The sequence below is a fragment of the Streptomyces sp. CB00316 genome (genome assembly GCF_001905595.1).
Lineage (GTDB): Bacteria > Actinomycetota > Actinomycetes > Streptomycetales > Streptomycetaceae > Streptomyces.
In genome coordinates this window covers 498634-520752 of record NZ_LIXI01000004.1, presented here as the reverse complement: position 1 = coordinate 520752, position 22119 = coordinate 498634, and the positions used below count along the sequence as shown (strand labels likewise).

Annotated in this window: 28 protein-coding genes; 3 read left to right on the top strand and 25 right to left on the bottom strand. The window is 69.2% G+C overall.

Annotated elements, in window-relative coordinates:
• Window positions 1-199 precede the first annotated feature (199 nt).
• The 21 genes from rplO to rpsJ form a co-directional block, all read right to left on the bottom strand.
• Window positions 200-655 (bottom strand): 50S ribosomal protein L15, encoded by a 456-nt coding sequence (rplO, locus tag AMK21_RS13980; protein ID WP_003966942.1) that lies wholly within the window; start codon window positions 653-655, stop codon window positions 200-202.
• 1 nt (window position 656) lies between these two features.
• Entirely contained in the window at window positions 657-839 is a 183-nt protein-coding gene (gene rpmD, locus AMK21_RS13975; RefSeq protein WP_015610734.1) for a 50S ribosomal protein L30, read from the bottom strand.
• Window positions 839-1444 (bottom strand): 30S ribosomal protein S5, encoded by a 606-nt coding sequence (gene rpsE, locus AMK21_RS13970; protein WP_003966944.1) that lies wholly within the window; start codon window positions 1442-1444, stop codon window positions 839-841. The genes rpmD and rpsE overlap by 1 nt, the downstream gene beginning before the upstream one ends.
• Window positions 1445-1491: 47 nt before the next feature.
• On the bottom strand, window positions 1492-1875 hold the full coding sequence (rplR, locus tag AMK21_RS13965) for a 50S ribosomal protein L18 (RefSeq protein WP_015610732.1): 384 nt from the start codon (window positions 1873-1875) through the stop codon (window positions 1492-1494).
• 2 nt (window positions 1876-1877) lie between these two features.
• Window positions 1878-2417 (bottom strand): 50S ribosomal protein L6, encoded by a 540-nt coding sequence (gene rplF / locus AMK21_RS13960; protein ID WP_073877635.1) that lies wholly within the window; start codon window positions 2415-2417, stop codon window positions 1878-1880.
• Window positions 2418-2438: 21 nt separating this feature from the next.
• Window positions 2439-2837 (bottom strand): 30S ribosomal protein S8, encoded by a 399-nt coding sequence (gene rpsH, locus AMK21_RS13955; RefSeq protein WP_007446728.1) that lies wholly within the window; start codon window positions 2835-2837, stop codon window positions 2439-2441.
• Window positions 2838-3061: 224 nt separating this feature from the next.
• Entirely contained in the window at window positions 3062-3247 is a 186-nt protein-coding gene (locus tag AMK21_RS13945) for a type Z 30S ribosomal protein S14 (RefSeq protein ID WP_003948630.1), read from the bottom strand.
• Between the two features lie 2 nt (window positions 3248-3249).
• Complete coding sequence (gene rplE / locus AMK21_RS13940) at window positions 3250-3807, bottom strand: 50S ribosomal protein L5 (RefSeq protein WP_003966948.1); 558 nt, start codon at window positions 3805-3807, stop codon at window positions 3250-3252.
• A complete protein-coding gene (gene rplX, locus AMK21_RS13935; RefSeq protein WP_003966949.1) occupies window positions 3807-4130 on the bottom strand; it encodes a 50S ribosomal protein L24 in 324 nt (107 codons plus the stop codon). The genes rplE and rplX overlap by 1 nt, the downstream gene beginning before the upstream one ends.
• 2 nt (window positions 4131-4132) lie before the next feature.
• Entirely contained in the window at window positions 4133-4501 is a 369-nt protein-coding gene (gene rplN / locus AMK21_RS13930; RefSeq protein ID WP_003966950.1) for a 50S ribosomal protein L14, read from the bottom strand.
• 107 nt (window positions 4502-4608) lie between these two features.
• Complete coding sequence (gene rpsQ / locus AMK21_RS13925) at window positions 4609-4896, bottom strand: 30S ribosomal protein S17 (protein WP_030561901.1); 288 nt, start codon at window positions 4894-4896, stop codon at window positions 4609-4611.
• Entirely contained in the window at window positions 4896-5120 is a 225-nt protein-coding gene (gene rpmC / locus AMK21_RS13920) for a 50S ribosomal protein L29 (protein WP_015610729.1), read from the bottom strand. The genes rpsQ and rpmC overlap by 1 nt, the downstream gene beginning before the upstream one ends.
• The gene (gene rplP / locus AMK21_RS13915; RefSeq protein WP_003966953.1) at window positions 5120-5539 is read right to left on the bottom strand and encodes a 50S ribosomal protein L16; all 420 of its coding nucleotides are present in this window, start codon (window positions 5537-5539) and stop codon (window positions 5120-5122) included. The genes rpmC and rplP overlap by 1 nt, the downstream gene beginning before the upstream one ends.
• Before the next feature lie 5 nt (window positions 5540-5544).
• On the bottom strand, window positions 5545-6384 hold the full coding sequence (gene rpsC / locus AMK21_RS13910) for a 30S ribosomal protein S3 (RefSeq protein WP_018510593.1): 840 nt from the start codon (window positions 6382-6384) through the stop codon (window positions 5545-5547).
• Complete coding sequence (rplV, locus tag AMK21_RS13905; RefSeq protein WP_004571827.1) at window positions 6384-6731, bottom strand: 50S ribosomal protein L22; 348 nt, start codon at window positions 6729-6731, stop codon at window positions 6384-6386. Before rplV ends, rpsC begins: the two co-directional genes overlap by 1 nt.
• Window positions 6732-6773: 42 nt before the next feature.
• Window positions 6774-7055, bottom strand: coding sequence for a 30S ribosomal protein S19 (gene rpsS / locus AMK21_RS13900; RefSeq protein WP_003966956.1), 282 nt, complete (start codon window positions 7053-7055; stop codon window positions 6774-6776).
• A gap of 12 nt (window positions 7056-7067) precedes the next feature.
• Complete coding sequence (gene rplB, locus AMK21_RS13895) at window positions 7068-7904, bottom strand: 50S ribosomal protein L2 (protein ID WP_018510594.1); 837 nt, start codon at window positions 7902-7904, stop codon at window positions 7068-7070.
• Between the two features lie 50 nt (window positions 7905-7954).
• A complete protein-coding gene (rplW, locus tag AMK21_RS13890; RefSeq protein WP_007446738.1) occupies window positions 7955-8278 on the bottom strand; it encodes a 50S ribosomal protein L23 in 324 nt (107 codons plus the stop codon).
• The gene (rplD, locus tag AMK21_RS13885; RefSeq protein ID WP_003966959.1) at window positions 8278-8928 is read right to left on the bottom strand and encodes a 50S ribosomal protein L4; all 651 of its coding nucleotides are present in this window, start codon (window positions 8926-8928) and stop codon (window positions 8278-8280) included. Before rplD ends, rplW begins: the two co-directional genes overlap by 1 nt.
• Before the next feature lie 4 nt (window positions 8929-8932).
• Window positions 8933-9577: a 50S ribosomal protein L3 gene (rplC, locus tag AMK21_RS13880; protein ID WP_003966960.1), complete on the bottom strand. Its 645-nt coding sequence runs from the start codon at window positions 9575-9577 to the stop codon at window positions 8933-8935.
• 14 nt (window positions 9578-9591) lie between these two features.
• A complete protein-coding gene (gene rpsJ / locus AMK21_RS13875) occupies window positions 9592-9900 on the bottom strand; it encodes a 30S ribosomal protein S10 (RefSeq protein ID WP_003948644.1) in 309 nt (102 codons plus the stop codon).
• A gap of 436 nt (window positions 9901-10336) precedes the next feature.
• On the opposite strand from rpsJ, the gene AMK21_RS13870 reads away from it, so the two are divergent.
• The 3 genes from AMK21_RS13870 (at window position 10337) to AMK21_RS13860 (ending at window position 13894) form a co-directional block, all read left to right on the top strand.
• Window positions 10337-10798 (top strand): GNAT family N-acetyltransferase, encoded by a 462-nt coding sequence (locus AMK21_RS13870; RefSeq protein ID WP_073877633.1) that lies wholly within the window; start codon window positions 10337-10339, stop codon window positions 10796-10798.
• Window positions 10799-10979: 181 nt separating this feature from the next.
• Window positions 10980-13010: a PIG-L family deacetylase gene (locus AMK21_RS13865; RefSeq protein ID WP_073877631.1), complete on the top strand. Its 2031-nt coding sequence runs from the start codon at window positions 10980-10982 to the stop codon at window positions 13008-13010.
• Between the two features lie 158 nt (window positions 13011-13168).
• Window positions 13169-13894, top strand: coding sequence for a S1 family peptidase (locus AMK21_RS13860; RefSeq protein ID WP_073877628.1), 726 nt, complete (start codon window positions 13169-13171; stop codon window positions 13892-13894).
• Window positions 13895-14059: 165 nt separating this feature from the next.
• On the opposite strand, the gene AMK21_RS13855 is transcribed toward AMK21_RS13860, so the two are convergent.
• The 4 genes from AMK21_RS13855 to AMK21_RS13840 form a co-directional block, all read right to left on the bottom strand.
• The gene (locus AMK21_RS13855) at window positions 14060-14662 is read right to left on the bottom strand and encodes a response regulator transcription factor (protein ID WP_234421927.1); all 603 of its coding nucleotides are present in this window, start codon (window positions 14660-14662) and stop codon (window positions 14060-14062) included.
• A complete protein-coding gene (locus tag AMK21_RS34865) occupies window positions 14631-14876 on the bottom strand; it encodes a hypothetical protein (protein WP_143194864.1) in 246 nt (81 codons plus the stop codon). The genes AMK21_RS13855 and AMK21_RS34865 overlap by 32 nt, the downstream gene beginning before the upstream one ends.
• A gap of 152 nt (window positions 14877-15028) precedes the next feature.
• Window positions 15029-15541 carry a hypothetical protein gene (locus AMK21_RS13845; protein WP_073877621.1) on the bottom strand — a complete coding sequence of 171 codons (513 nt, stop codon included), beginning with the start codon at window positions 15539-15541 and terminating at the stop codon, window positions 15029-15031.
• Between the two features lie 128 nt (window positions 15542-15669).
• Window positions 15670-21831 carry a DNRLRE domain-containing protein gene (locus tag AMK21_RS13840; RefSeq protein WP_234421942.1) on the bottom strand — a complete coding sequence of 2054 codons (6162 nt, stop codon included), beginning with the start codon at window positions 21829-21831 and terminating at the stop codon, window positions 15670-15672.
• Window positions 21832-22119 lie beyond the last annotated feature (288 nt).

The window sequence follows — 22119 nt, the reverse complement described above, 5'->3', positions numbered from 1 at the left end:
CGGCCCACGCCGTGAAAGACCGGCCAAGCCACACCATTTGGGACGTGAAAGCCCCTCGGCTCCCCCACCGCCGGTGCGGTGGACACCCGTTCAACCTTTCCCGAGCCTTTACGGTTCCCGTACAGCGCCACAAACAAGAAGAAGCCTGGCCGACCACCTCCGAAGAGGCGGCCGGCCAGGCCCAGTTCTGTCCCGCGGCTCAGACGAGCTCGGTGACCGTACCGCCGGCGGCGGTGATCTTCTCCTTGGCGGAGCCGGAGACGGCGTCAACCGAAACCTGCAGCGCCACGGAGATCTCGCCCTGTCCGAGGACCTTGACGAGGTGGTTGTTGCGCACAGCGCCCTTGGCGACCAGGTCGGCCACCGTGACCTCTCCACCCTCGGGGTAGAGCGTCGCGAGCTTGTCCAGGTTCACGACCTGGTACTCCGTGCGGAACGGGTTCTTGAAGCCCTTGAGCTTCGGGAGACGCATGTGGAGGGGCATCTGGCCACCCTCGAAGCGCTCCGGAACCTGGTAACGAGCCTTCGTACCCTTGGTACCACGGCCTGCGGTCTTACCCTTGGACGCCTCACCACGACCCACACGGGTCTTGGCGGTCTTGGCGCCCGGGGCAGGCCGGAGGTTGTGGGCCTTCAGCGGGCTGTTCTCCGCCATGTCAGTCAACCTCCTCAACCGTCACGAGGTGGCGGACGGTGTTGGCCATTCCGCGGAACTCGGGGCGGTCCTCCTTGACAACCGAGTCGTTCAGGCGCTTGAGCCCGAGCGAACGCAGGGTGTCGCGGTGGTTCTGCTTGCTGCCGATGTACGACTTCGTCTGCGTGATCTTGAGGCGAGCCATTACGCACCCGCTCCCGCACGTGCACGCAGCAGAGCCGCGGGGGCGACGTCCTCGAGGGGCAGACCACGGCGAGCCGCGATCTCCTCGGGACGCTGCAGGCCCTGGAGGGCCGCCACGGTCGCATGCACGATGTTGATCGCGTTGGACGAGCCAAGCGACTTCGACAGGATGTCGTGAACGCCGGCGCACTCGAGCACGGCACGCACCGGGCCACCGGCGATAACACCGGTACCGGGGGATGCCGGCTTGAGCAGGACGACGCCCGCAGCCTTCTCGCCCGTGATCGGGTGAGGGATGGTGCCCTGGATGCGGGGGACCTTGAAGAAGTTCTTCTTGGCCTCTTCGACACCCTTGGCGATGGCCGCGGGAACTTCCTTGGCCTTGCCGTATCCGACACCGACGGTGCCGTCACCATCGCCCACCACGACCAGCGCGGTGAAGCTGAAGCGACGACCACCCTTCACAACCTTGGCGACGCGGTTGATCGCGACGACGCGCTCGACGTACGCGGTCTTCTCGGCGGCGCTGGCGCCACCGTCACGGCCCTTCCGGTCCCGCCGCTCGCCGCCACCGGCACCGCTTCCGCGGCGCTGGGGTCCAGCCATTGGATTTACCTCTCTCTGTTACGTCCGCTGTGCGTAGGAACCGGGGCTTAGAACTTCAGCCCGGCTTCACGGGCGGCGTCAGCCAGAGCGGCAATCCGCCCGGCGTACTGGTTACCACCGCGGTCAAACACGACGGCCTCGACGCCTGCGGCCTTGGCGCGCTCGGCGACCAGGGCGCCGACCTGCTGGGCCTGAGCGCTCTTGTCACCCTCGCCACCACGGATCGAGGTGTCCAGGGTCGACGCCGACGCGAGCGTGTGGCCCGCGATGTCGTCGATGACCTGGGCCACGATGTGGCGGTTGGAACGCGTCACGACCAAGCGGGGACGCTCCGGCGAACCGGAGATGTGCTTGCGGACGCGGATGTGGCGGCGCTTGAGAGCGGCACGCTTGTACGCGTCGCCCTTGGCGATCTTCACACCGTATGCCATGGCTACTTACCAGCCTTTCCGACCTTGCGGCGGATGACCTCGCCCGCGTACTTGACGCCCTTGGCCTTGTACGGGTCGGGCTTCCGCAGCTTGCGGATGTTGGCGGCTACCTCGCCGACCTTCTGCTTGTCGATGCCCTCGACGCTGAGCTTCGTGGGCGACTCGACCTTGAAGGTGATGCCTTCCGGAGCCTCGATGAGGATCGGGTGGCTGTAGCCCAGGGCGAACTCCAGGTTGGAGCCCTTCGCCTGGACGCGGTAACCGACACCGCTGATCTCGAGCGCCTTGCTGTAACCCGTGGTCACACCGGTGATCATGTTCGCCACCAGCGTGCGGGACAGGCCGTGGAGGGCCTTGTTCTGACGCTCGTCGTTCGGGCGGGAGACGTTGAGCACGCCGTCCTCACCCTTGGAGACCTCGATCGGCGCGGCGACGGTGTGCGAGAGGGAACCCTTGGGGCCCTTCACCGCGACCGTACGGCCATCGATGGTGACGTCCACACCGGCGGGAACCTGGATGGGGAGCTTGCCGATTCGCGACATGAGCTTTCCTTCCTTTCCCGACTACCAGACGTAGGCGAGGACTTCCCCACCTACGCCCTTCTTGCCTGCCTGCTGGCCGGTCAGGAGGCCGTGGGACGTGGAGATGATCGCCACGCCCAGACCGCCGAGGACCTTCGGCAGGTTGGTGGACTTTGCGTATACACGCAGACCCGGCTTCGAAATCCGCTTGATGCCGGCGATCGAGCGCTCGCGGTTCGGGCCGAACTTCAGCTCGAGGACGAGGTTCTTGCCGACCTCGGCGTCCTCGACCTTCCAGCCGGTGATGAAGCCCTCCTGCTGGAGGATCTCCGCGATGTGCGACTTGATCTTGCTGTGCGGCATCGAGACATCGTCGTGATATGCCGAGTTCGCGTTACGCAGACGCGTGAGCATGTCTGCGATGGGATCAGTCATGGTCATGAGTTGGCCTTCGGCCTCTCTCGCCGGGGTTTCCTGTATGCGCCATCCCTCTCCCCACTCAGTGGCGGGACGGGTGCGGTGCGGGGACCTACGGCGTAGTAAGTCGGTCTTGGGCGGCAGGCGCCCAACCCTTCAAGCCTACGGCATGAAAGGAGGGGCACCTGCCGACCCAGATGCTTACCGAGAGTCTCCAGAACTTCCCTTCGCCCTAGGGCGGAGGAGAGTTACCAGGAGCTCTTGGTCACGCCCGGCAGCTCGCCACGGTGAGCCATCTCACGAAGGCACACGCGGCACAGGCCGAACTTGCGGTAGACGGAGTGGGGCCGGCCGCAGCGCTGGCAGCGGGTGTACCCGCGAACGCCGAACTTCGGCTTACGGGCGGCCTTAGCGATCAGAGCCTTCTTCGCCACGGTCAGTTCTCCTTGAACGGGAAGCCGAGGTGACGAAGGAGGGCACGACCCTCGTCGTCGTTGGTCGCCGTGGTGACCACGGTGATGTCCATGCCCCGGACCCGGTCGATCTTGTCCTGGTCGATCTCGTGGAACATGACCTGCTCCGTGAGACCGAAGGTGTAGTTGCCACGGCCGTCGAACTGCTTCGGCGACAGGCCACGGAAGTCACGGATACGCGGCAGCGCGAGCGACAGCGTACGGTCCAGGAACTCCCACATCCGGTCACCACGGAGGGTGACGTGGCAGCCGATCGGCTGGCCCTCGCGCAGCTTGAACTGCGCGATGGACTTGCGGGCCTTGGTGACGGCCGGCTTCTGACCGGTGATCGTGGTGAGGTCCTTGACGGCACCGTCGATCAGCTTGGAGTCGCGGGCGGCGTCGCCCACACCCATGTTGACCACGATCTTGACCAGACCGGGAACCTGCATGACGTTCTCGTACGAGAACTCCTCACGCAGCTTGCCGGCGATTTCCTCGCGGTAGCGCGTCTTGAGACGCGGCGCAGTGGTGGCAGTCATCAGATGTCCTCACCGGTCCGCTTGGCAACGCGGATCTTGTTGCCCTCGTCGTCAAAGCGGTAGCCGACGCGGGTGACAACCTTGTTGCCGTCCTTCTCCACGACCAGCTGAACATTGCTGACGTGAATCGGGGCCTCGGTGGTGACAATGCCACCCGTCTGCGAACCGCGAGCCGTCTGACCGGCCTTGGTGTGCTTCTTGACCCGGTTGACACCCTCGACGAGGACGCGGTCCTGAGCGGGGTAGGCCACGATGACCTTGCCCTGCTTGCCCTTGTCCTTACCGGTGATGACCTGAACCAGGTCGCCCTTCTTGATCTTCATGCTTACAGCACCTCCGGCGCGAGCGAGATGATCTTCATGAACTTCTTCTCGCGCAGCTCTCGGCCCACCGGGCCGAAGATACGGGTGCCGCGGGGGTCGCCGTCGTTCTTCAGAATGACGGCGGCGTTCTCGTCGAAGCGGATGTACGAGCCATCCTGACGACGACGCTCCTTGACGGTGCGAACGATGACGGCCTTGACGACGTCACCCTTCTTCACGTTGCCACCGGGGATCGCGTCCTTGACGGTGGCGACGATGACGTCACCGATACCCGCGTAGCGGCGACCCGAGCCACCGAGAACACGAATGGTGAGAATTTCCTTCGCACCCGTGTTGTCGGCGACGCGCAGTCGCGACTCCTGCTGGATCACGTCTATCTCCTGATCGTCTGCCGGTTCCCGGCGGGTGCCTCTCCGTTACCGGGGAGGCACCTCACCGAGCCTGGCGGAACTGACCTGAGGGGAATGCCCCTCAGGAATTACTTGGCCTTCTCGAGGATCTCGACGATGCGCCAGCGCTTCGAGGCCGACAGCGGACGCGTCTCCATGATGATGACGCGGTCGCCGACGCCCGCAGAGTTCTGCTCGTCGTGGGCCTTGAGCTTGTTCGTACGGCGGATGACCTTGCCGTACAGCGCGTGCTTGACGCGGTCCTCGACAGCGACGACGACGGTCTTGTCCATCTTGTCGCTGACGACGAGACCCTCACGGGTCTTGCGGAAGCCACGGTCGATCTTGCTGGTCTCAGTCACAGTCTTCTCGCTCATCAGACGCTCTCCACCGTCTCGATGCCGAGCTCGCGCTCGCGCATCAGGGTGTAGATCCGGGCGATGTCCTTACGGACGGACTTGAGCCGGCCGTGGTTCTCGAGCTGGCCCGTCGCCGCCTGAAAGCGGAGGTTGAACAGCTCTTCCTTGGCTTCGCGGAGCTTGTTGAGGAGCTCCTCGTCGCCCAGCTCGCGCAGCTCGGACGCCTTGGTACCGGCCGACATCACGACTCACCTGCCTCGCGCCGAACGATCCGGCACTTCATCGGAAGCTTGTGAGCAGCGCGGGTGAGCGCCTCACGAGCAATCTTCTCGTTCGGGTAGGACAGCTCGAACATCACCCGACCCGGCTTGACGTTCGCGATCCACCACTCGGGAGAACCCTTACCGGAACCCATGCGGGTCTCGGCAGGCTTCTTCGTCAGGGGACGGTCCGGGTAGATGTTGATCCAGACCTTGCCGCCACGCTTGATGTGACGGGTCATCGCGATACGAGCGGACTCGATCTGACGGTTCGTCACGTACGCCGGGGTCAGCGCCTGGATGCCGTACTCGCCGAACGCAACCTGCGTGCCACCCTTGGACATACCGCTGCGCTTCGGGTGGTGCTGCTTGCGGTGCTTGACCCTACGGGGGATCAGCATTTCGGTCAGGCCTCCGTTCCGGTGCTCTCAGCAGCCGGAGCAGCGGCGGCGGGGGCGTCGGCCTTGGGGGCCTCGGCTGCCGGCGACTGCTGCGGCTTACGGCCGCGACCGCCACGCTCGCCACCACGGCCGCCACCACGGCCGGCCGGGCGGTCGGTGCCGCCACGAGCCGGACGGTTGCCGGCGCGGGCCGCGGCGTTCTCGGCGCGAACCTCGGCGATGTTCTTGACGTCGCCCTTGTAGATCCAGACCTTCACGCCGATGCGGCCGAAGGTCGTCTTGGCCTCGAAGAAGCCGTAGTCGACGTTGGCCCGGAGCGTGTGCAGGGGCACGCGGCCCTCGCGGTAGAACTCCGAGCGGGACATCTCGGCGCCGCCGAGGCGACCGCCGCACTGGATCTTGATGCCCTTGGCGCCGGCCTTCATCGAGCTCTGCATGCTCTTGCGCATCGCACGACGGAAGGAGACGCGGGAGGAGAGCTGCTCGGCGACGGCCTGGGCCACCAGCTGAGCGTCCACCTCGGGGTTCTTGACCTCGAGGATGTTCAGCTGGACCTGCTTGCCGGTCAGCTTCTCCAGCTCGCCGCGGATGCGATCGGCCTCGGCGCCACGGCGACCGATGACGATGCCCGGACGGGCGGTGTGGATGTCGACGCGGACGCGGTCGCGGGTGCGCTCGATCTCGACCTTCGAGATGCCGGCCCGCTCCATGCCCTTCGTCATCATGCGACGAATGGCGACGTCTTCCTTGACGTAGTCCTTGTACAGCTTGTCGGCGTACCAGCGGGACTTGAAGTCCGTGGTGATGCCGAGCCGGAACCCGTGCGGGTTTACCTTCTGGCCCATTACCGGGTTCCTTCCTTGCTGCTGACGACCACGGTGATGTGGCTGGTCCGCTTACGGATCCGGTAGGCACGGCCCTGAGCACGCGGACGGAACCGCTTCAGGGTCGGGCCCTCGTCCACGTACGCCTCGCTGATGACCAGCGAAGAGGCGTCGGTGTGGTCGTAGTTGTGTGCAGCGTTGGCAATGGCGCTGTCCAGCACCTTGCCAACCGGCACGCTCGCGGCCTGCGGGGCGAAACGCAGGACCGCCTGAGCCTCCGTGGCATCCATGCCACGGATGAGGTCCACCACTCGGCGGGCCTTCATGGGCGTGACGCGGATGTACCGCGCCTGGGCCCTGGCTTCCATGGTTGTCCCTTCGGTGTAAGTCATAGTCGTTTCCACCCCGCGCTAGCGGCGCTTCGACTTCCGGTCGTCCTTGACGTGGCCGCGGAAGGTGCGAGTCGGCGAGAACTCGCCGAGCTTGTGGCCGACCATCGACTCGGTGACGAACACCGGGACGTGGATCTTGCCGTTGTGCACCGCGATGGTGTGACCCAGCATGGCCGGGACGATCATCGAGCGACGGGACCAGGTCTTGATGACGTTCTTGGTGCCTGCCTCGTTCTGTACGTCCACCTTCTTGATGAGGTGGCCGTCGACGAAGGGCCCCTTCTTGAGACTGCGCGGCATCTAAACCCGCTCCTAGCGCTTCTTGTTCGTCTTGCGGCGGCGGACGATGTACTTGTTGCTCGCCTTCTTGGGAGAACGAGTACGACCCTCCTTCTGACCCCACGGCGAGACCGGGTGACGACCACCGGAGGTCTTGCCTTCACCACCACCGTGCGGGTGGTCAACCGGGTTCATCGCGACACCGCGGACGGTCGGGCGTACGCCCTTCCAGCGCATACGGCCGGCCTTGCCCCAGTTGATGTTCGACTGCTCGGCGTTGCCGACCTCACCGATCGTGGCGCGGCAGCGGGCGTCGACCAGGCGGATCTCACCCGACGGCATACGAAGGTGGGCCATGGTGCCCTCCTTCGCCAGCAGCTGCACGGAGGCACCCGCGGAACGGGCGAACTTCGCGCCGCCGCCGGGCCGCAGCTCGATGGCGTGGATGGTCGTACCGACCGGGATGTTGCGCAGCGCCAGGTTGTTGCCCGGCTTGATGTCGGCGCCCGGACCGTTCTCGACGCGGTCACCCTGCGACAGGCCACGGGGAGCGACGATGTAACGCTTCTCGCCGTCCGCGTAGTGCAGCAGCGCGATGCGCGCGGTGCGGTTCGGGTCGTACTCGATGTGCGCGACCTTGGCCGGCACGCCGTCCTTGTCGTGACGACGGAAGTCGATCACTCGGTAGGCGCGCTTGTGGCCACCGCCCTGGTGGCGAACGGTCACACGACCGGCGTTGTTACGGCCGCCCTTGCTGTGCAGAGGGCGGACCAGCGACTTCTCCGGCGTGGACCGCGTGATCTCGACAAAGTCGGCGACGCTGGAGCCACGACGGCCCGGGGTCGTCGGCTTGTACTTGCGGATACCCATTGTCTCTCAGTCCTCGGAAGAATTCCGGATCCTGGACGTCTCGACCTCCGTCAGGAGGTCGGGCCGCCGAAGATGTCGATACGGTCGCCCTCGGCGAGGGTCACGATGGCGCGCTTCGTGTCGGAGCGCTTGCCGAAGCCGGTCTTGGTGCGCTTGCGCTTACCCTGCCGGTTGATCGTGTTGACCCCGGTGACCTTGACCGAGAAGACCGCTTCCACGGCCTGCTTGATCTGGGTCTTGTTGGAGCCGGGCGCGACGATGAACGTGTACTTGTTCTCGTCGAGCAGCGCGTAGCTCTTCTCGGAGACCACGGGCTTGACGAGAACGTCACGCGGGTCCGAGTACGTCTTGCTGGTAACGGTCGCCTCGCTCATCAGGCGTCGCTCCCTTCGGTCTCAGCGGTCTGGGGGCCAGACACGAAGGACTCGAAAGCGGCCTGGGTGAAGACCACGTCGTCAGAGACGATCACGTCGTACGTGTTGAGCTGGCCCGGCTCCAGGATGTGCACCTGGGGCAGGTTGCGCGCGGACAGCCACGCGGCCTCGTCGGCGCGGTCGACGACCAGGAGCAGGTTCTGGCGCTCCGAGATCTTGCCGAGCAGCGTCTTGGCGGCCTTCGTGGAGGCTGCACCCTCGACCACGCCGGTGACGACGTGGATACGGGAGTGACGGGCCCGGTCCGAGAGGGCACCGCGCAGGGCGGCGGCCTTCATCTTCTTCGGGGTCCGCTGCGAGTAGTCACGCGGCTGCGGGCCGTGGACGACGCCACCGCCGGCGAACTGCGGGGCGCGGGTCGAACCTTGGCGGGCGCGGCCGGTGCCCTTCTGGCGGTAAGGCTTCTTGCCACCACCGCGGACTTCGCCGCGGCGCTTGGTCTTGTGCGTGCCCTGACGGGCAGCCGCCAGCTGAGCGACAACGACCTGGTGGATCAGCGGAACGCTGGTCTTGGCGTCGAAGATCTCCGCGGGGAGGTCGACGGTACCGGCCTTGTCGCCTGCCGGCGAAAGGATGTCAATGGTGCTCATTACCTCAAGCCCCCTTGGCCGCGGTACGGACCAGGACGAGGCCGCCGTTCGGACCGGGGACCGCGCCCTTGATGAGGAGCAGACCCTTCTCCGCGTCAACCGCGTGGATGGTCAGGTTCTGGGTGGTGACGCGCTCGTTACCCATACGGCCCGCCATGCGCATGCCCTTGAAGACACGCCCAGGGGTGGCGCAGCCACCGATGGAACCGGGGGAACGGTGCTTGCGCTGGGTGCCGTGCCCGGCGCCGAGGCCCTTGAAGTTGTGACGCTTCATGACACCGGCGAAGCCCTTGCCCTTGCTCTTGCCCGTGACGTCGACCTTGACGCCGGACTCGAACACCTCGGCAGTGACCTCCTGGCCCAGCGTGTACTCGCTGGCGTCAGGGGTGCGGAGCTCCACCAGGTGGCGGCGCGGGGTGACGTCGGCCTTGGCGAAGTGACCCTTGAGGGGCTTGTTCACCTTGCGCGGGTCGATCTCGCCGAAGGCGATCTGCACCGCTTCGTAGCCGTCGCTGTCGTTGGTGCGAACCTGCGTCACGACGCACGGACCGGCCTTGACGACGGTCACCGGGACAACCCGGTTGTTCTCGTCCCAGACCTGGGTCATGCCGAGCTTCTCGCCCAGGACGCCCTTGATGTTCTTGCTCATCTCGGCCCGTCCCCTCAGAGCTTGATCTCGATGTCGACGCCCGCCGGGAGGTCGAGGCGCATCAGCGAGTCAACCGTCTTCGGCGTGGGGTCGAGGATGTCGATGAGGCGCTTGTGCGTGCGCATCTCGAAGTGCTCGCGAGAGTCCTTGTACTTGTGCGGCGACTTGATGACGCAGTACACGTTCTTCTCAGTGGGCAGCGGCACCGGGCCCGCGACCGACGCACCAGTGCGGGTCACCGTCTCGACGATCTTCTTCGCCGAGGAGTCGATGACCTCGTGGTCGTAGGCCTTGAGCCGGATGCGGATCTTCTGTCCCGCCATGGCTACTAGTAGTCCTGTCTCTCGTAACGCTCTGGAACCCGGGGGTTCTCTGGACTCCTCCTCCGACCCACGCGGTCGGGCGTGTCGCATCCCCTCTACGAAGATCTCCCGAAGGAGATCCCAACCAAGGGGGTGCGGACCCAAGACCGCGGAACCGGGGGCGGAACACCCACCGGGTGCCTGGCCGGCGCCCTGCATTGCTTCCCGGAAGATTCCCGTACGTCCGGCCCATACAGGGCCGACGAGTACTGTGGGACTCGCTTCCGGTCCTCCCGGCGGGAGGCGCGCAGCATTGACACTCAACCGAGCAACCTGGTCAGTGTGCCATACGGGGCGCGGGCCTGGCCAATCGAGTCGGGAATCCTACCCCGGGCGAGCGAGTGCTCAAACGCAGGCGCGCATCCGGCGGGGTCCGGCCTCCTGGCAGGATCCGGCCATGCCGCCGACCAGCACCCCGCCCCACTGGACTCTGCGCCCCGCCCTTCCCGAGGACGTCGAGGCCATCGCCGGGCTCCGGGCGGTCGTCATGCGCCCCGACCTGGAGCGGCTGGGGCGGTACGACGAGCACCGGGTGCGGCAGCGGCTGCGGGACGCGTACGCCCCCGAGCACACCACGGTCGTCGAGGCCGGCGGCGGCTTCGCGGGGTGCGTGACGCTGCGACCGGCGGAGGGCTGCTGGTGGCTGGAGAACTTCCTCCTCTCCCCCGCCCTCCAGGGGCACGGCGTCGGCTCGGCCGTCCTGCGCGGACTCCTGGCCCGGGCGGACGCCGAGCGGGTGCTGGTAAGGCTGAACGTACTCCAGGGGAGCGCCGCCCGGCGGCTGTACGAGCGGCACGGGTTCGCGGTGGAGCGGGAGGACGCCGTCGACGTGTTCCTGGTGCGCAACCCCACACCCTGACCGGGCAACCTCGGTGCCGCGATCCCCGTCTATCCCCCCGCAGGCACCGCCGACAAGCCGCTGACCTGCGCAGAGAGCCAGGGAGTGCGCAGGACAGGGCGGCCGTTCGCCCGCTGCGGGGGAAGCGGGAGCGGACGGGGTGCGTGGCGTGGTGGATCGATCTGTCCTGTCCCGAATACGGGTGCCCCGGCGCACGCTCCTCCTGACGGCCACCGCGACCGCCGCGCTCACCGGATGCGCCGTACCGGCTCCGCGGCGCCGGGGGCCGGTGCCGGATCCGGCACCGGGGCTGGCCATAGCGTCCACCCGGCGGGCGCGGATCATGCAGTTGCTGGCCCACCCGGACGACGACCTGTACTTCATGAACCCCGACACCCGGCAGGCCCTGGACGCCGGGACCCCGCTGGTCTGCGTGTATCTGACCGCGGGCGAGGCGGACGGCGTCAACAAGATCCCCGGCGCGCCCCGACCGGCCCCCGACCGGGCCGCGTACTCCTCCTCCCGCCACCAGGGCCTGCGCCAGGCCTACGCCGAGCTCCTCGGCCTCGACCGCTTCACGCCCTGGGAGAGGTCGGCACTCCCCCTGCACGGCGGCCACCGGGCCGAGGTCAACGTCCTGGCCGACGGGGTGCGCCGGGTCGAGCTGGTCTTCCTCAACACCGCGATGCACACCGGCCGGGGGCGGCCCGGGCTCCCCAGCCTCTGGCAGGACCGGCGACTGGTGCTGCGTACCGTCGTGGCCGACAACTCCCCACTGGGCAAGGCCGGTTCGTATACGTACGACGGTCTCGTCGACGTCCTCACGGGGCTGCTGGAGCAGTACCGGCCCACCCTCGTGCACACCCTGGACCCCGACCCGGACCTCCAGTTCAGCACCGAGGGACAGCGGCGCCGGGACAGTGAGCAGCGCGGGTACTCCGACCACGCCGACCACACCGCGGCCGGTTGTTTCGCCTGGGCGGCGCTGATCCGCTGGGTGGCGCGGGCGACGGCGGCCGGGGAGCCCGTGCCCGGGTTCACGGTCTCCTCGTTCCGGGGCTACTACAACCGGCACTGGCCCAAGAACCTGCCGCCGAAGGTGCTGGAGCGGAAGGCCGCCCACCTCGTCCCGTACGGCGGCTCGCCCGACTGGGAGTGCGGCAACCCGTCCGGCTGCGGCGACTACAACGTGGGCGGTGACCGGCCCCTGACCAACCGGAAGGGCTGGGTCCGCTCTACCCACCACCGCTACCCGGGTCCCCGCCCCGCCCTCTCCTCCGGGGCGGACGGCCGGCTCACCGCCTACGGGGTGCTGGGGCTGCGCGCCGTGCGGTGGCGTGAGAGCGCGCCCGGCAGCGGGGTCTGGGACGCGCCGGACGACCTGGGCGGCGGGCCGCTCGCGCCGGTGCTGGGCTCGGCGGTGACGGCGGACGGACGGCAGCTGCTGTTCGGGCTGCGGTTCGCGGCGCTCGGCGGGCACGGCTCGGACAACGAACGCGAGATCGTAGTGCTGGAGCAGCGCTCGCCGGACGGCCCCTTCCGCGTGTGGCGGGGGCTCGGCAACCCTGCGACGGGGAGCGACCACGGCCGCCGCATCGGCGTGCCGGTCGCCGTCGCCGCGCCGGACGGCCGCGTCCACCTCTTCGTACGGAACGCGGAGAAGGGGCTGAGCACCCGGGTGCGCGACGCGGGGTCCGGGCGTTGGAGCGGGTGGCGTGACCTGGGCGGCGGCGAGGTGCAGGACGGGCTGACCGCGGTGGTGGACACGGCCGGGAGCGTCCATGTGTACGCCGCCGGGCACCATGCCGTGCACCACTGGACCCAGGACGCCCCGGGCCAGGACGTCACCGCCCGTACCCAGCTCACCGAGGCCCCGGTCCCCTCCCACGCACCGGCCGCCGTCTCCACGCCCGCCGGGTCGGTCGACCTCTACTACCGGACCGCCGCCTCGGCCGCGCTCACCGCCGTGACCGGCGCGGACACCCCCGCCCCCCGCTTCGACGGCTACGGTCCGGTGGCCGCGGCACCCACCCCCCGGGGCCCGGTCCTGCTCGGCCGCACCGCGGAGGGCGCGCTCCGCCTCCGTACCGCCGGATCCACCGCCGTACGCTCTCGGGGGCCGGTGGCGCTGGACGGGGCCGCGCTCCACATGGAGGCGGACGGGGCACCCACCGTCGTGGGGTTCGGGCCGGACGCGGCGCCGTGGATCTGGCGTCCCGGGGGCGCCGTGTAGGGCGGTCGGGACGGCCCCGTGGCGCTACCTACCGTTCGCCGGGCCATAACGCGGCGTTATGGGAAAGCGTTAGTACCCGGCCGAATGGTTCTTCGACACTCTGGGGCCGTCAACCCCCACAAACACGCCCCTCAGCGTGCTCCCCGAAATGAGGAACCATGCGAATAGCAAGGCTAGTTCCCGCTGCTCTCGCCGCCGCGGCCACCGTCCTCGCTCTTCTCAGCCCCGCCGCCACCGCCGCCCCGCAGCCCCCGCTCCAGGACGCCCCGCCCCCGACCACGCAGATCATCGGCGGCGGTTACGCGCAGAGCGCGCCGTGGGCCGCTCGCCTCTTCTCCAACGGCAGAGAGACCTGTTCGGCGACGATCATCGCGCCGACCTGGATCCTCACCGCCCGGCACTGCGTCACGGGCGGCGGCCTGTCGTTCCGCATCGGCAGCCTCGACCAGCACAGCGGCGGCGTGGTGGCCAACGGCGTCCAGACGTACAACCACAGCGCGGACATCTCCCTGGTCCGCCTGGACCGCTCCGTGCAGACGACCTACTCCCGTCTGGGCAACCCCGGTTCGGTGAGCGTCGGGCAGAGCGTCCAGGTCTGGGGCTGGGGCGCCACCTCGCAGTGCGGCTCGGAAGCCAACTGCCAGTCCCGCTACCTGAAGGTCGCCAACGTGACGGTGACCGGCGGCTGCGGTGACGCGTACGGCGGCTCGGCGATCTGCGCCCGCCGCGGCAACGGCATCACCGCCGGCGGCGACTCCGGCGGCCCGATGACGGCCAACGGCATCCAGGTCGGCGTGGCCTCCACCAGCGACCGGCAGACCACGACGGCGTACACGAACGTCACCGCGTACCGCTCCTGGATCCAGTCCATCGCGGGCGTCTGACCTGCCGTCACCCCTTGGGGCGGCGGGCACCTGACCGACCCGCCGTCCCTCTGAGACGTAGGGCCCCCTTGCCTCTCCGCCCTGAGGCACCGGGGCCCTACATCCATGCGGGCTCCGGCCACCTCGGCGTCGCACGGGGTGCGGAGGGGGCGGCGGGGCCGGCCCCTACAGCCACCCGTGGTGCGTGGCGATCCGCACGGCGTCGACCAACGTACGGGCGTGGAGCTTGCCGATCGCCGACGAGAGGCGGTTGCGCACGGTGCCCACGCTGAGGAAGAGGTCGGCAGCGATCTCCCGGGAGTGCGCACCGGCGGCGGCGAGCCGCAGGGCCTCGGCCTCCTTCTCGGTGAGCGGGCTGGGGGTGGCCCGCTCCTCCCCCCGCATCCTGGGGTCGATGGCCCGGCCGCCCGCGGCGATCCGCCGGACGGCGTCGGCGATCTGCGCCGCGGGCGTGCTCTTGAGCAGGTAGCCGGACGCCCCGGCGGCCAGCGCGCGGCGCAGATGGCCGGGGCGGTCGAGCGCGGTGAGCATCAGCGTGCGGCAGGAGGGCAGGGTCCGTGCCAGCCGGTCGGCGACGGCTATCCCGTCGAGGCCGGGCAGATCGACGTCGAGCAGCGCCACGTCCGGGTGCAGCCGCCCCGCCTCGGTGAGTGCGGCGGGGCCGTCCGCCGCCTGGCCGACCACCTCCATGCCGAGTTCGGCCGCCAGGAGCCCCGTCAGACCCGACCGCACCACGTCATGGTCGTCGACCACCAGCATCCTGATCACATACTTGATTATCACCGACGGCCCGGGCGTCCACGGCGACGAGGACTCCCCGGCGGACGCACCACACCGCGATGAGCGAGCCGAGCAGGGCGGGCGAGAAATACAGGAGCGCCCACGGTCCCCGGGCCACCGCGCACAGGACGGCCAGGCCGTACACCACTCCGGTGACCGCGGTGCCGACCTCGGTCGTCTCACGTTTCGTTCGCCGCGTCACGGCCCTGTGCTCCCCCGCTGCATCGCGCGCCGCGGAAGCCTGGTCGGCGGACGGCGCAGATCGGTGAGCGTCGATCCGACCACAAGGGCGCAGGCGGGGGTAGTGAGATCTTCACCTTCTGCCGGGCACGGAGGCTTCGCGGCTGCCCTCGCTCAACGGCGGCGGCCGCCGCCCCCCTTGAACAGCAGCCCCCGCAGCCCTTCGCCCGTCGGCCAGACGACGGGCGAAGTGAACGCGTAGACGGCGGCGACCAGGAGGAAGACGCCCAGCGCCGGGCCCGACACCATCGACCGCACCACCGCGACCAGGCTCTCGCCGAGCGGGCCCTCCCTCCACAGCACGGCCAATGCCCCGACCACGAAGAGGCTCACCAGCACGATGCTCAGAAACGCCCACGCCCGCGCGGCCCAGGAGACCGGCCGCAGCACCTCCTCCGGCTCGACGAGCCGGGGCCCCATGGCGGGCAGGGTCCAGGTGAGCACGAGGAGAAACGCCACCGCCCAGCCGAAGCCCCTCTCCGTGAGGAGTTCACCGGCCGCCCTCACCAGGCTCACGCCGTCGGCGATGGCTCCGGCCGCACTCGCCAGAAACACCGCCCACACGTAACTTCCGCTCAGCGCCACCCTGTTCCGGATGTTCCACGCTTTTGTCGTGCCTTCGCCCATTCCTTGACTCCTCCTCGCGGAAACGCCGCTGGGGCGCACCGGATGAGGGGCCCGGAGATCCGGGCCCCTCACCTTCATCACTCACTCACTCCGCGAACCAGGCGGGTGATCGCCCGGGCGCAGCGGCATCAGCACCATCCGCGCCGCGCGTAACGCCCGAGATACCTGCCGGCACCGATCAGGGTCGCGCCGCCGACGAAGTCGCCGTTGATGTTCCTGCGCTTCCACAGAGCGTAGCCCGCGGTGGCGCCGACCGCCCAGAGACCGCCGCCGTAGGCGGCGCACTGGCGTGCGGACCGGCCGTTCACCCTGGGCCTGCGGTGCGCCCCGCGGCGCATGGACTTGCCCCATTTGTAGCCGCGGTAGGCATACTTGGCGGCCTTGTACGTCTTCTTGCAGTACCGGTAGCAGGCGATCGCCGCCCGGACGCCGAAGACGACCAGGGGCACCCACTTCCCGTCGAGGTCGAACTTGTTGACGGGGTCCGCGTAGCCGTACTCGTAGGCGTTGGCGCTTCCGCCGTACACCGGGTCGCTGGAGAGGAAGCGGCCGGTGGCCGGGTTGTAGAGGCGGACGCCCATGAGGGTGAGGCCGGTCAGGGTCTCGGCGGAGCGCTGCTTGGCGCCGAGCCAGCCGTAGCGCGCCGGCTCCTGGCTCCGGCGCTCGTTGCCGTACTCGTCGGCGTCCAGGGCCGTCGGTGCCTCCGCCGGGTCCAGCGGCAGCTGCAGCGCGACGTCGCCGTGGAGGGTGGAGAGCTGGAGGACGGTACCGCCGGCCTTCTCCGTGGTCGCCCCCAGGTCTCCGGCGGCCGACTCGATGGTGCGGGTCAGCTCGCCGGTGGTGGTGTCCTCCACGATCCAGCGGGGGTTGTCGCCGTCGCTGTCGTAGTGGTTGACCTTGGACTCGGCCGGCGTCCAGGTGGAGCCGGAGCCGGTCTCGACCTTCCAGGAGCGCAGGCGCAGGCTCGCGTCCAGGTCCCAGGTCTGCCGCCTGCCGCCGGCCGTCTGGCGGTGGACGAGGTCGTTGGCGTAGTAGCCGACCGTGGTACCGGTCAGTGCCGTCGTCCGGCCGAAGGCGTCGTAGCCGTAACCCGCGTCGACCAGCCGGTCGGCGCTGTCGTAGCTGTGGCTCACCGTGGTCCCGCCGCCCGTGGGGCAGTCGGCGCCGGGGGCCGCGACAGCGGTCGCCAGCGAGGTGCGGTTGGAGCGCCGGTCCAGCGTGTACGTGCGCCGGGTGCACTCCCCCTCTACGTTGTCCTCTACGCCGGTCAGTCTGCCGGTCTTGTCGTAGTGGTAGCGCTGTTCGGACCAGCCGGCGTGGGTGCCGACCTGCCCGTGGGTGTTGCGCGTGATCGAGTCGGTGAAGACGGTGGTGTCGTCACTGTCCCGGGTGTAGGTGCGGTTGACCGCCGTTCCGGTGGTGTCCTCGGTGACCCTGAGGGTGTACCCGCCGGGCAGCTTCTCCGTCTCGGTCGAGCCGTCCGCGTCGTAGGAGGCGCGGAAGGTGCCGGCGACGGAGTCGGTCTTCGCGGTGAGCAGACCGCGCGGCTCGGCCGTGTGGTCGTAGGTGTAGGTCACCGTGGAGGGGACGGAGTCCGACTCCTTGACCTTCCGGTCGAGCAGGTCGTACTCGGTCCTGGTGGTGCCTCCGTCGGCGTCGGTGTAGGAGACCAGCCGGCCCAGCAGGTCGTAGGCGCTGGTGATCGTTCCCCCGGTGGGCGAGGAGACCTTGACGGTCGCCCCGGTGGCCGGGTCGTACTCGGTGGTGGACGCCGGAACGGCCTGGCCGAGGCCGCCCGTCACCGCCTCGTAGATCTTGCGTCCGGCGGCGTCGTACGTCGTCGCGGTCGTACGGGTGACCCCGTCGACCTCGTCCGTCACCGCGGCCGGGTTGCCCCAGCGGTCGTACTCCGTCGTGGTGTTGGGCAGCTTGGCCGGGTGGGAGCCGCCGCCGGTGATGTCACCGGCCGGGCCGGTCCAGCACGGCTGGTCCGCCCACTCGGGCCGGCCCTTGCACCAGCCGGTGCCGGTGGCCGACCAGTACTCGGTGACGCGGCTGGCCGCGTCGCCGCCCGTACCGCCGGGCAGCACCTGGGAGGTGACCCGGCCCTGGGCGTCGTACCCGGTGCTGGTGGTGATGTCGAGGCCGCCCGGGTCCTGGATCGTCAGGGTGGGCACGCCCTTGACCCAGTCGTACTGGGTCTCGGTGAGGCGCTTCTCGCCCATGACGCCGTAGTAGTCGCGGACCCGGACACCGTTGATGGCCAGCGTCAGCTGGTTCTTCGCCTTGGCGGTGCCGTCGGTGGGACGGCCGGTGTCGTACTCGTTGACCGTCCAGGCACGCGCCGGCACGGAGGTGCCCGCCCTCACCAGGACCGTGGAGCCCTCCTTCAGGTCCTCGGAGAGGTCCACCCGGTGGATCGGGCCGAACTGCTCGGTCTTGCGCACTCCCGTCTCGTCGTGGACGGAGAGCGTCGAGAGCAGCTGGGCGCGCTCGGCCGACGGCATCGCGCTGAGCCCCAGGTCGGTGAGGACGGCCTGGTGCTCCTCGCCCGCGCCGAGCGCCAGCTCGCGGTTGCCCGCGGTCAGTTCACGGACCGTGTTGCCGAACCGGTCGAACTCGGTGGTGGTGATGTACCCGCCGGGGGTGGCCGAGTTCACCGTACGGCCCGACGCGTTGAGGTAGGTGACGGTGGCACGGCGGTAGCCCGCGGCTGTGAGGTCCGTGCCCGAGTGGGAGGCGGGGACCACGTCGGCGGGGAACACCGCGGTGGCGTCGCTGGGTACGTCGCTCTGGCCCCAGGTGCGGACATCGGACGCGCCCATGGCGTACGGCGCCTTGGCCCCGGTGAGCGGAACGCCGTACACGATGCTGGTGACCGCGTTGCCCTCGACCGTGGAGGCGGTGCCCTGCTTGAGCGCCTGCCGGGAGGAGCTCAGCAGCATCCCGTCGCCGGGGGCCGTACCGGCTCCGGCGTTGCCGTAGGTGAAGGTGTACGGGAGCTGGCTCTGCTGCTGCATCCAGGTGACCCGGCCGCCGTAGTAGGCGTACTGGGTCTGGGATGCCTGGCTGAGGCGGGGGTCCCACTGCTGGCGCAGGCTGCCGTTGGAGTCGTAGCGGTAGGTCGCCACGGTGGTGGCCGTGGCGGCGGAGGCTCCGGGGCTGGTGGCCCAGACGCGGATCTCGCGGACCTGGCCGGTGAAGTCGCCGAACTGGGTGTTCGTCTCCGTGCCGGTGGCCGTGGTGGTGGTCGCGTAGACGAACTCCAGGACCTTGCAGCCCTTGGTCGCGGGCGTCGTCTCGCACGCGGCCGTGGTGGCGGCCGTGGTCGGGGCGATGATCCGCTTCGGGCGGGCCAGCTTCTTGCCGGCGACCGTGACCGTCTCGGAGACCACCTTGGTCGTGGAGTTCGTCAGGCCGTCGTCCAGGACGCTGGAGAGCTGCCAGGTGGTCGCCGCGGCGTCCGCCTTGGCGAAGGTGGTGACCGTCCCCTCGGTGTCGGAGAGCGTGAACGTGCCGCTCACGCTGCCCTTGAGGGTCAGGTCCTCGGAGCCGGGCTCGGAGATCCACCCGTTCTTCGCCGCGTTCGCGGTGAAGTGGATCGAGTCACCCTCCTCCAGCACCACGTCGACCGCGGTGTCGGAGACGCGCCGGACGTGGCTGTAGTCGGACTCGGTGGCCTCGGCGGCGGTGCCGGAGACCCACTCCTTGCCGAAGATCGCGGCCTGGCCCTCCTGGTCGGCGCCCCGGTTCGGGGTGCGCGAGGCGGCCGTGCGCGACACCGACAGGTCGAAGAGCGACACGTCGGTCTCGGAGAGCGTGTAGTTGCCGGTCAGCAGGTTGACCGAGCCCGGACCCACCTCGCTGGTGGCCGCGCCGTCCGCGTTGCGGTCCACGACCACGGTCAGCGGCACGGTGCTGCTGGTGGCGGAGTTCGGGCCGGTGAAGTCGGCCTTGAGCTGGACGGTGCCGTCCGGGTCGACGGTGCTGGTGGTGTTCCACACCAGCGGGGCGTTCCGCCCGTTCGTCAGCGGGACCGGCCAGGCCGTGAGCGCGCTGCCGCCGGAGGTGACGTCCCCGGGGGGAATCGGCACCCAGGGGTCGGCCTCGGAGCGGCGCCATGAGAAGGAGACGCCGTTGTACTTGCCTGCCTCGGCCTCGGCGACCAACGGCAGCCGGCGCGCGGTCCGCTCACCCTCCGAGGGCTGGACGAAGCCGCCCGAACCGGCGTGGAAGAGGTACTCCAGCGCCTCGGACTTGTTGTCCGCCTTGTCCACGGACCGCACCTGGAGGGTGTGGCTGCCGTTCTTCGGCGGGGTGACGGTGATCGCCTTGTTCCCGGCGGTGCCGCCGACAACGACCTTGGTCCAGGTCACGCCGTCGAGGGACCACTCGAACCAGTTGTGGTCGGAGCCGCTCGGCGGTGTGACCGTGAAGGTGCCCGGCTGCCCCTCGCCCTTGACCCACTGCCCCGTGGGGTAGTCCGTGGAGACGATCTTCGTCGGGGCGGAGGGGGCCTTGGTGTCGACCGTGAAGGTCTTCCACGCGGACCAGCCGGTGTTGTAGTGCGTGCCGTCATAGGGGCTGGTGCGGAACTTGTACGTCTTCCCCTCGGCCAGCACCCCCGCCGGAACGGTCACCGACGCGGCCTGCCCGGATGCCACGAACTTCGACACGATCGGGGAGCCGACCTGCGTGTCCGTGGCGTTGTCGAAGATCTGGAAGGTGCCGTTGACCTTGTCGCCGTCCGCGTCGACGAAGGTGTCGCGCAGGGTCGGCGTCAGGGTGTTGACCATGTACAGGCCCGAGTAGGAGAAGAACGGCGGTCCCGCCTCCTGCTTGGTGCCCGTGCGCGGCCGGAAGTTGTACGTCACCGACAGCTTCGGCGGGTTCTTCGCGGCGTTGGCGGAGTTCACCCGCTTCCACTGGGCGACCGTGGTCTCACTCTTGGCCCGGATGCCCACGTGGCCGCGGGTGGTCTTGGCCGCGGCCCATTCCTGGGCCAGCGTGGTCACGTTCGCGTTGATCCAGCCGTCCGGCTGCGAGGTGCAGGCGGCATTGCCCCGCGTCTCGGTGGACTCCGCCTTCAGCGCGGTCATCGTCGGCCGGTTGGTCCACCGGCTGGCGGTCGTCGCGGCCGGTGAGGACCACACCTGCCACGGCTGCACGGCGCAGGTGGTGTTGGCCGAGTGGAAGTTCCACAGGCTCAGCGTGGCGCTGGAGACCAGGGCGTCGGCGATCGGCGCGGTGTTCCAGCTGATGAAGGACTGGGCGGTACGGGGGGTGCCGTTCGCGTTGGTCGTACCGGGGTTGCCGAAGTCCAGCTCGGTGTCGGTGGAGAGATCGCCGGTCTCGCCCTGCTGGACATACGTGTCGAAGACGTTCGACAGCGACGAGGTGGACGGGTCCACCGTCACCGGGTACTTCGTCTCCGGATCGGCGAGGAACTCCGCGTCCGGCGTGACGACCAGGTCGATGGCGCCCTTCGTGCGGACCACCTTCATCGCCACCGGCACCCGGCGCGTGTGCTCGCCCGAGACCTTGTCGACGGTGGCGTCCCACATCACCGGTGCGGGCATCACGGCCCGCTTCTTGTTCTTCCGGTCGGTGAACAGCACACTGCCGTCGGCCTGTTCCTCGGCCGTCAGGCCCTTGGCTTTGAGGGGCAGGGTGTACGTGTACCCCTCGGAGGGCCGCTCCCTGATCTCGACGTACTGCTCGAAGCCCGTACGGGTCGCCTCGACGACGACGTCAGCGCCCGGCAGGGCCTCGGGGTAGGTGGCGCGCGTCCCGTCCAGCTCGGGGGCGGGCAGTCCGCCCTTCCACTGGAGGGTGATCCGCTCGTCGCCCTCGCCCAGGGTGACCAGGTCGCGTGCGGGGGCCTTGCGCGCCTCGCGCAGCGAGCGCGGCAGCGTGCCGCCCTTGCCCGCGAGGCTCAGGCCGCCTGGGTGGGACTTGGCCTCGACGCCGCCGTCGGCCGTCTCATGGAGTTCGACGTCGACATCGGTCCAGCTGCCGTTCTCCTCGAAGCGGACCGGGCCGGCCGTCAGCTCGGTGGTGAGCGAACCGTCCTTGTTCACCCACGTCGTGGAGGTCTCGGTGCGCTCGGACAGCGCCTCCACCCGCTTGCCGTACAGCTGGGCGGCGACCTTCGCCGAGAGGATGTCCGCAGCCTCGCGGGGCCCCTCGGGGGCCTGCTTCTCCTCGACCGGGACCTTCGGGGCCTGCTGCGCGAGGGCCACGGCCTGGCCGCTCTCCGTCATCAGGGCCATTTCCACCGCGAGCACCATGGCCGCGCCGAGGGCGATCCGGGGCAGAAGTCGTCTTCGCCGCTGCAGGGCCAGCGATGAGCCCTCCCACGCCTGGGCGGGAGGTATATGCTCCGACACTTTCCACAACTTTCTGTTGTAGTGGGCATGAAACAGAGGTGATCCAAGCACGGAGGTCGATGGAGAAGAAGTGAAGTTTTCACGAAACGCCAGGAGCACACGGTCCGTCAGCACGCCGAAGGGCGGCGGGACACGGGCGGCGGGACACGGCCCGTGGGGCAAGGCTCACAAGGCAGACCTCCCGGGGAC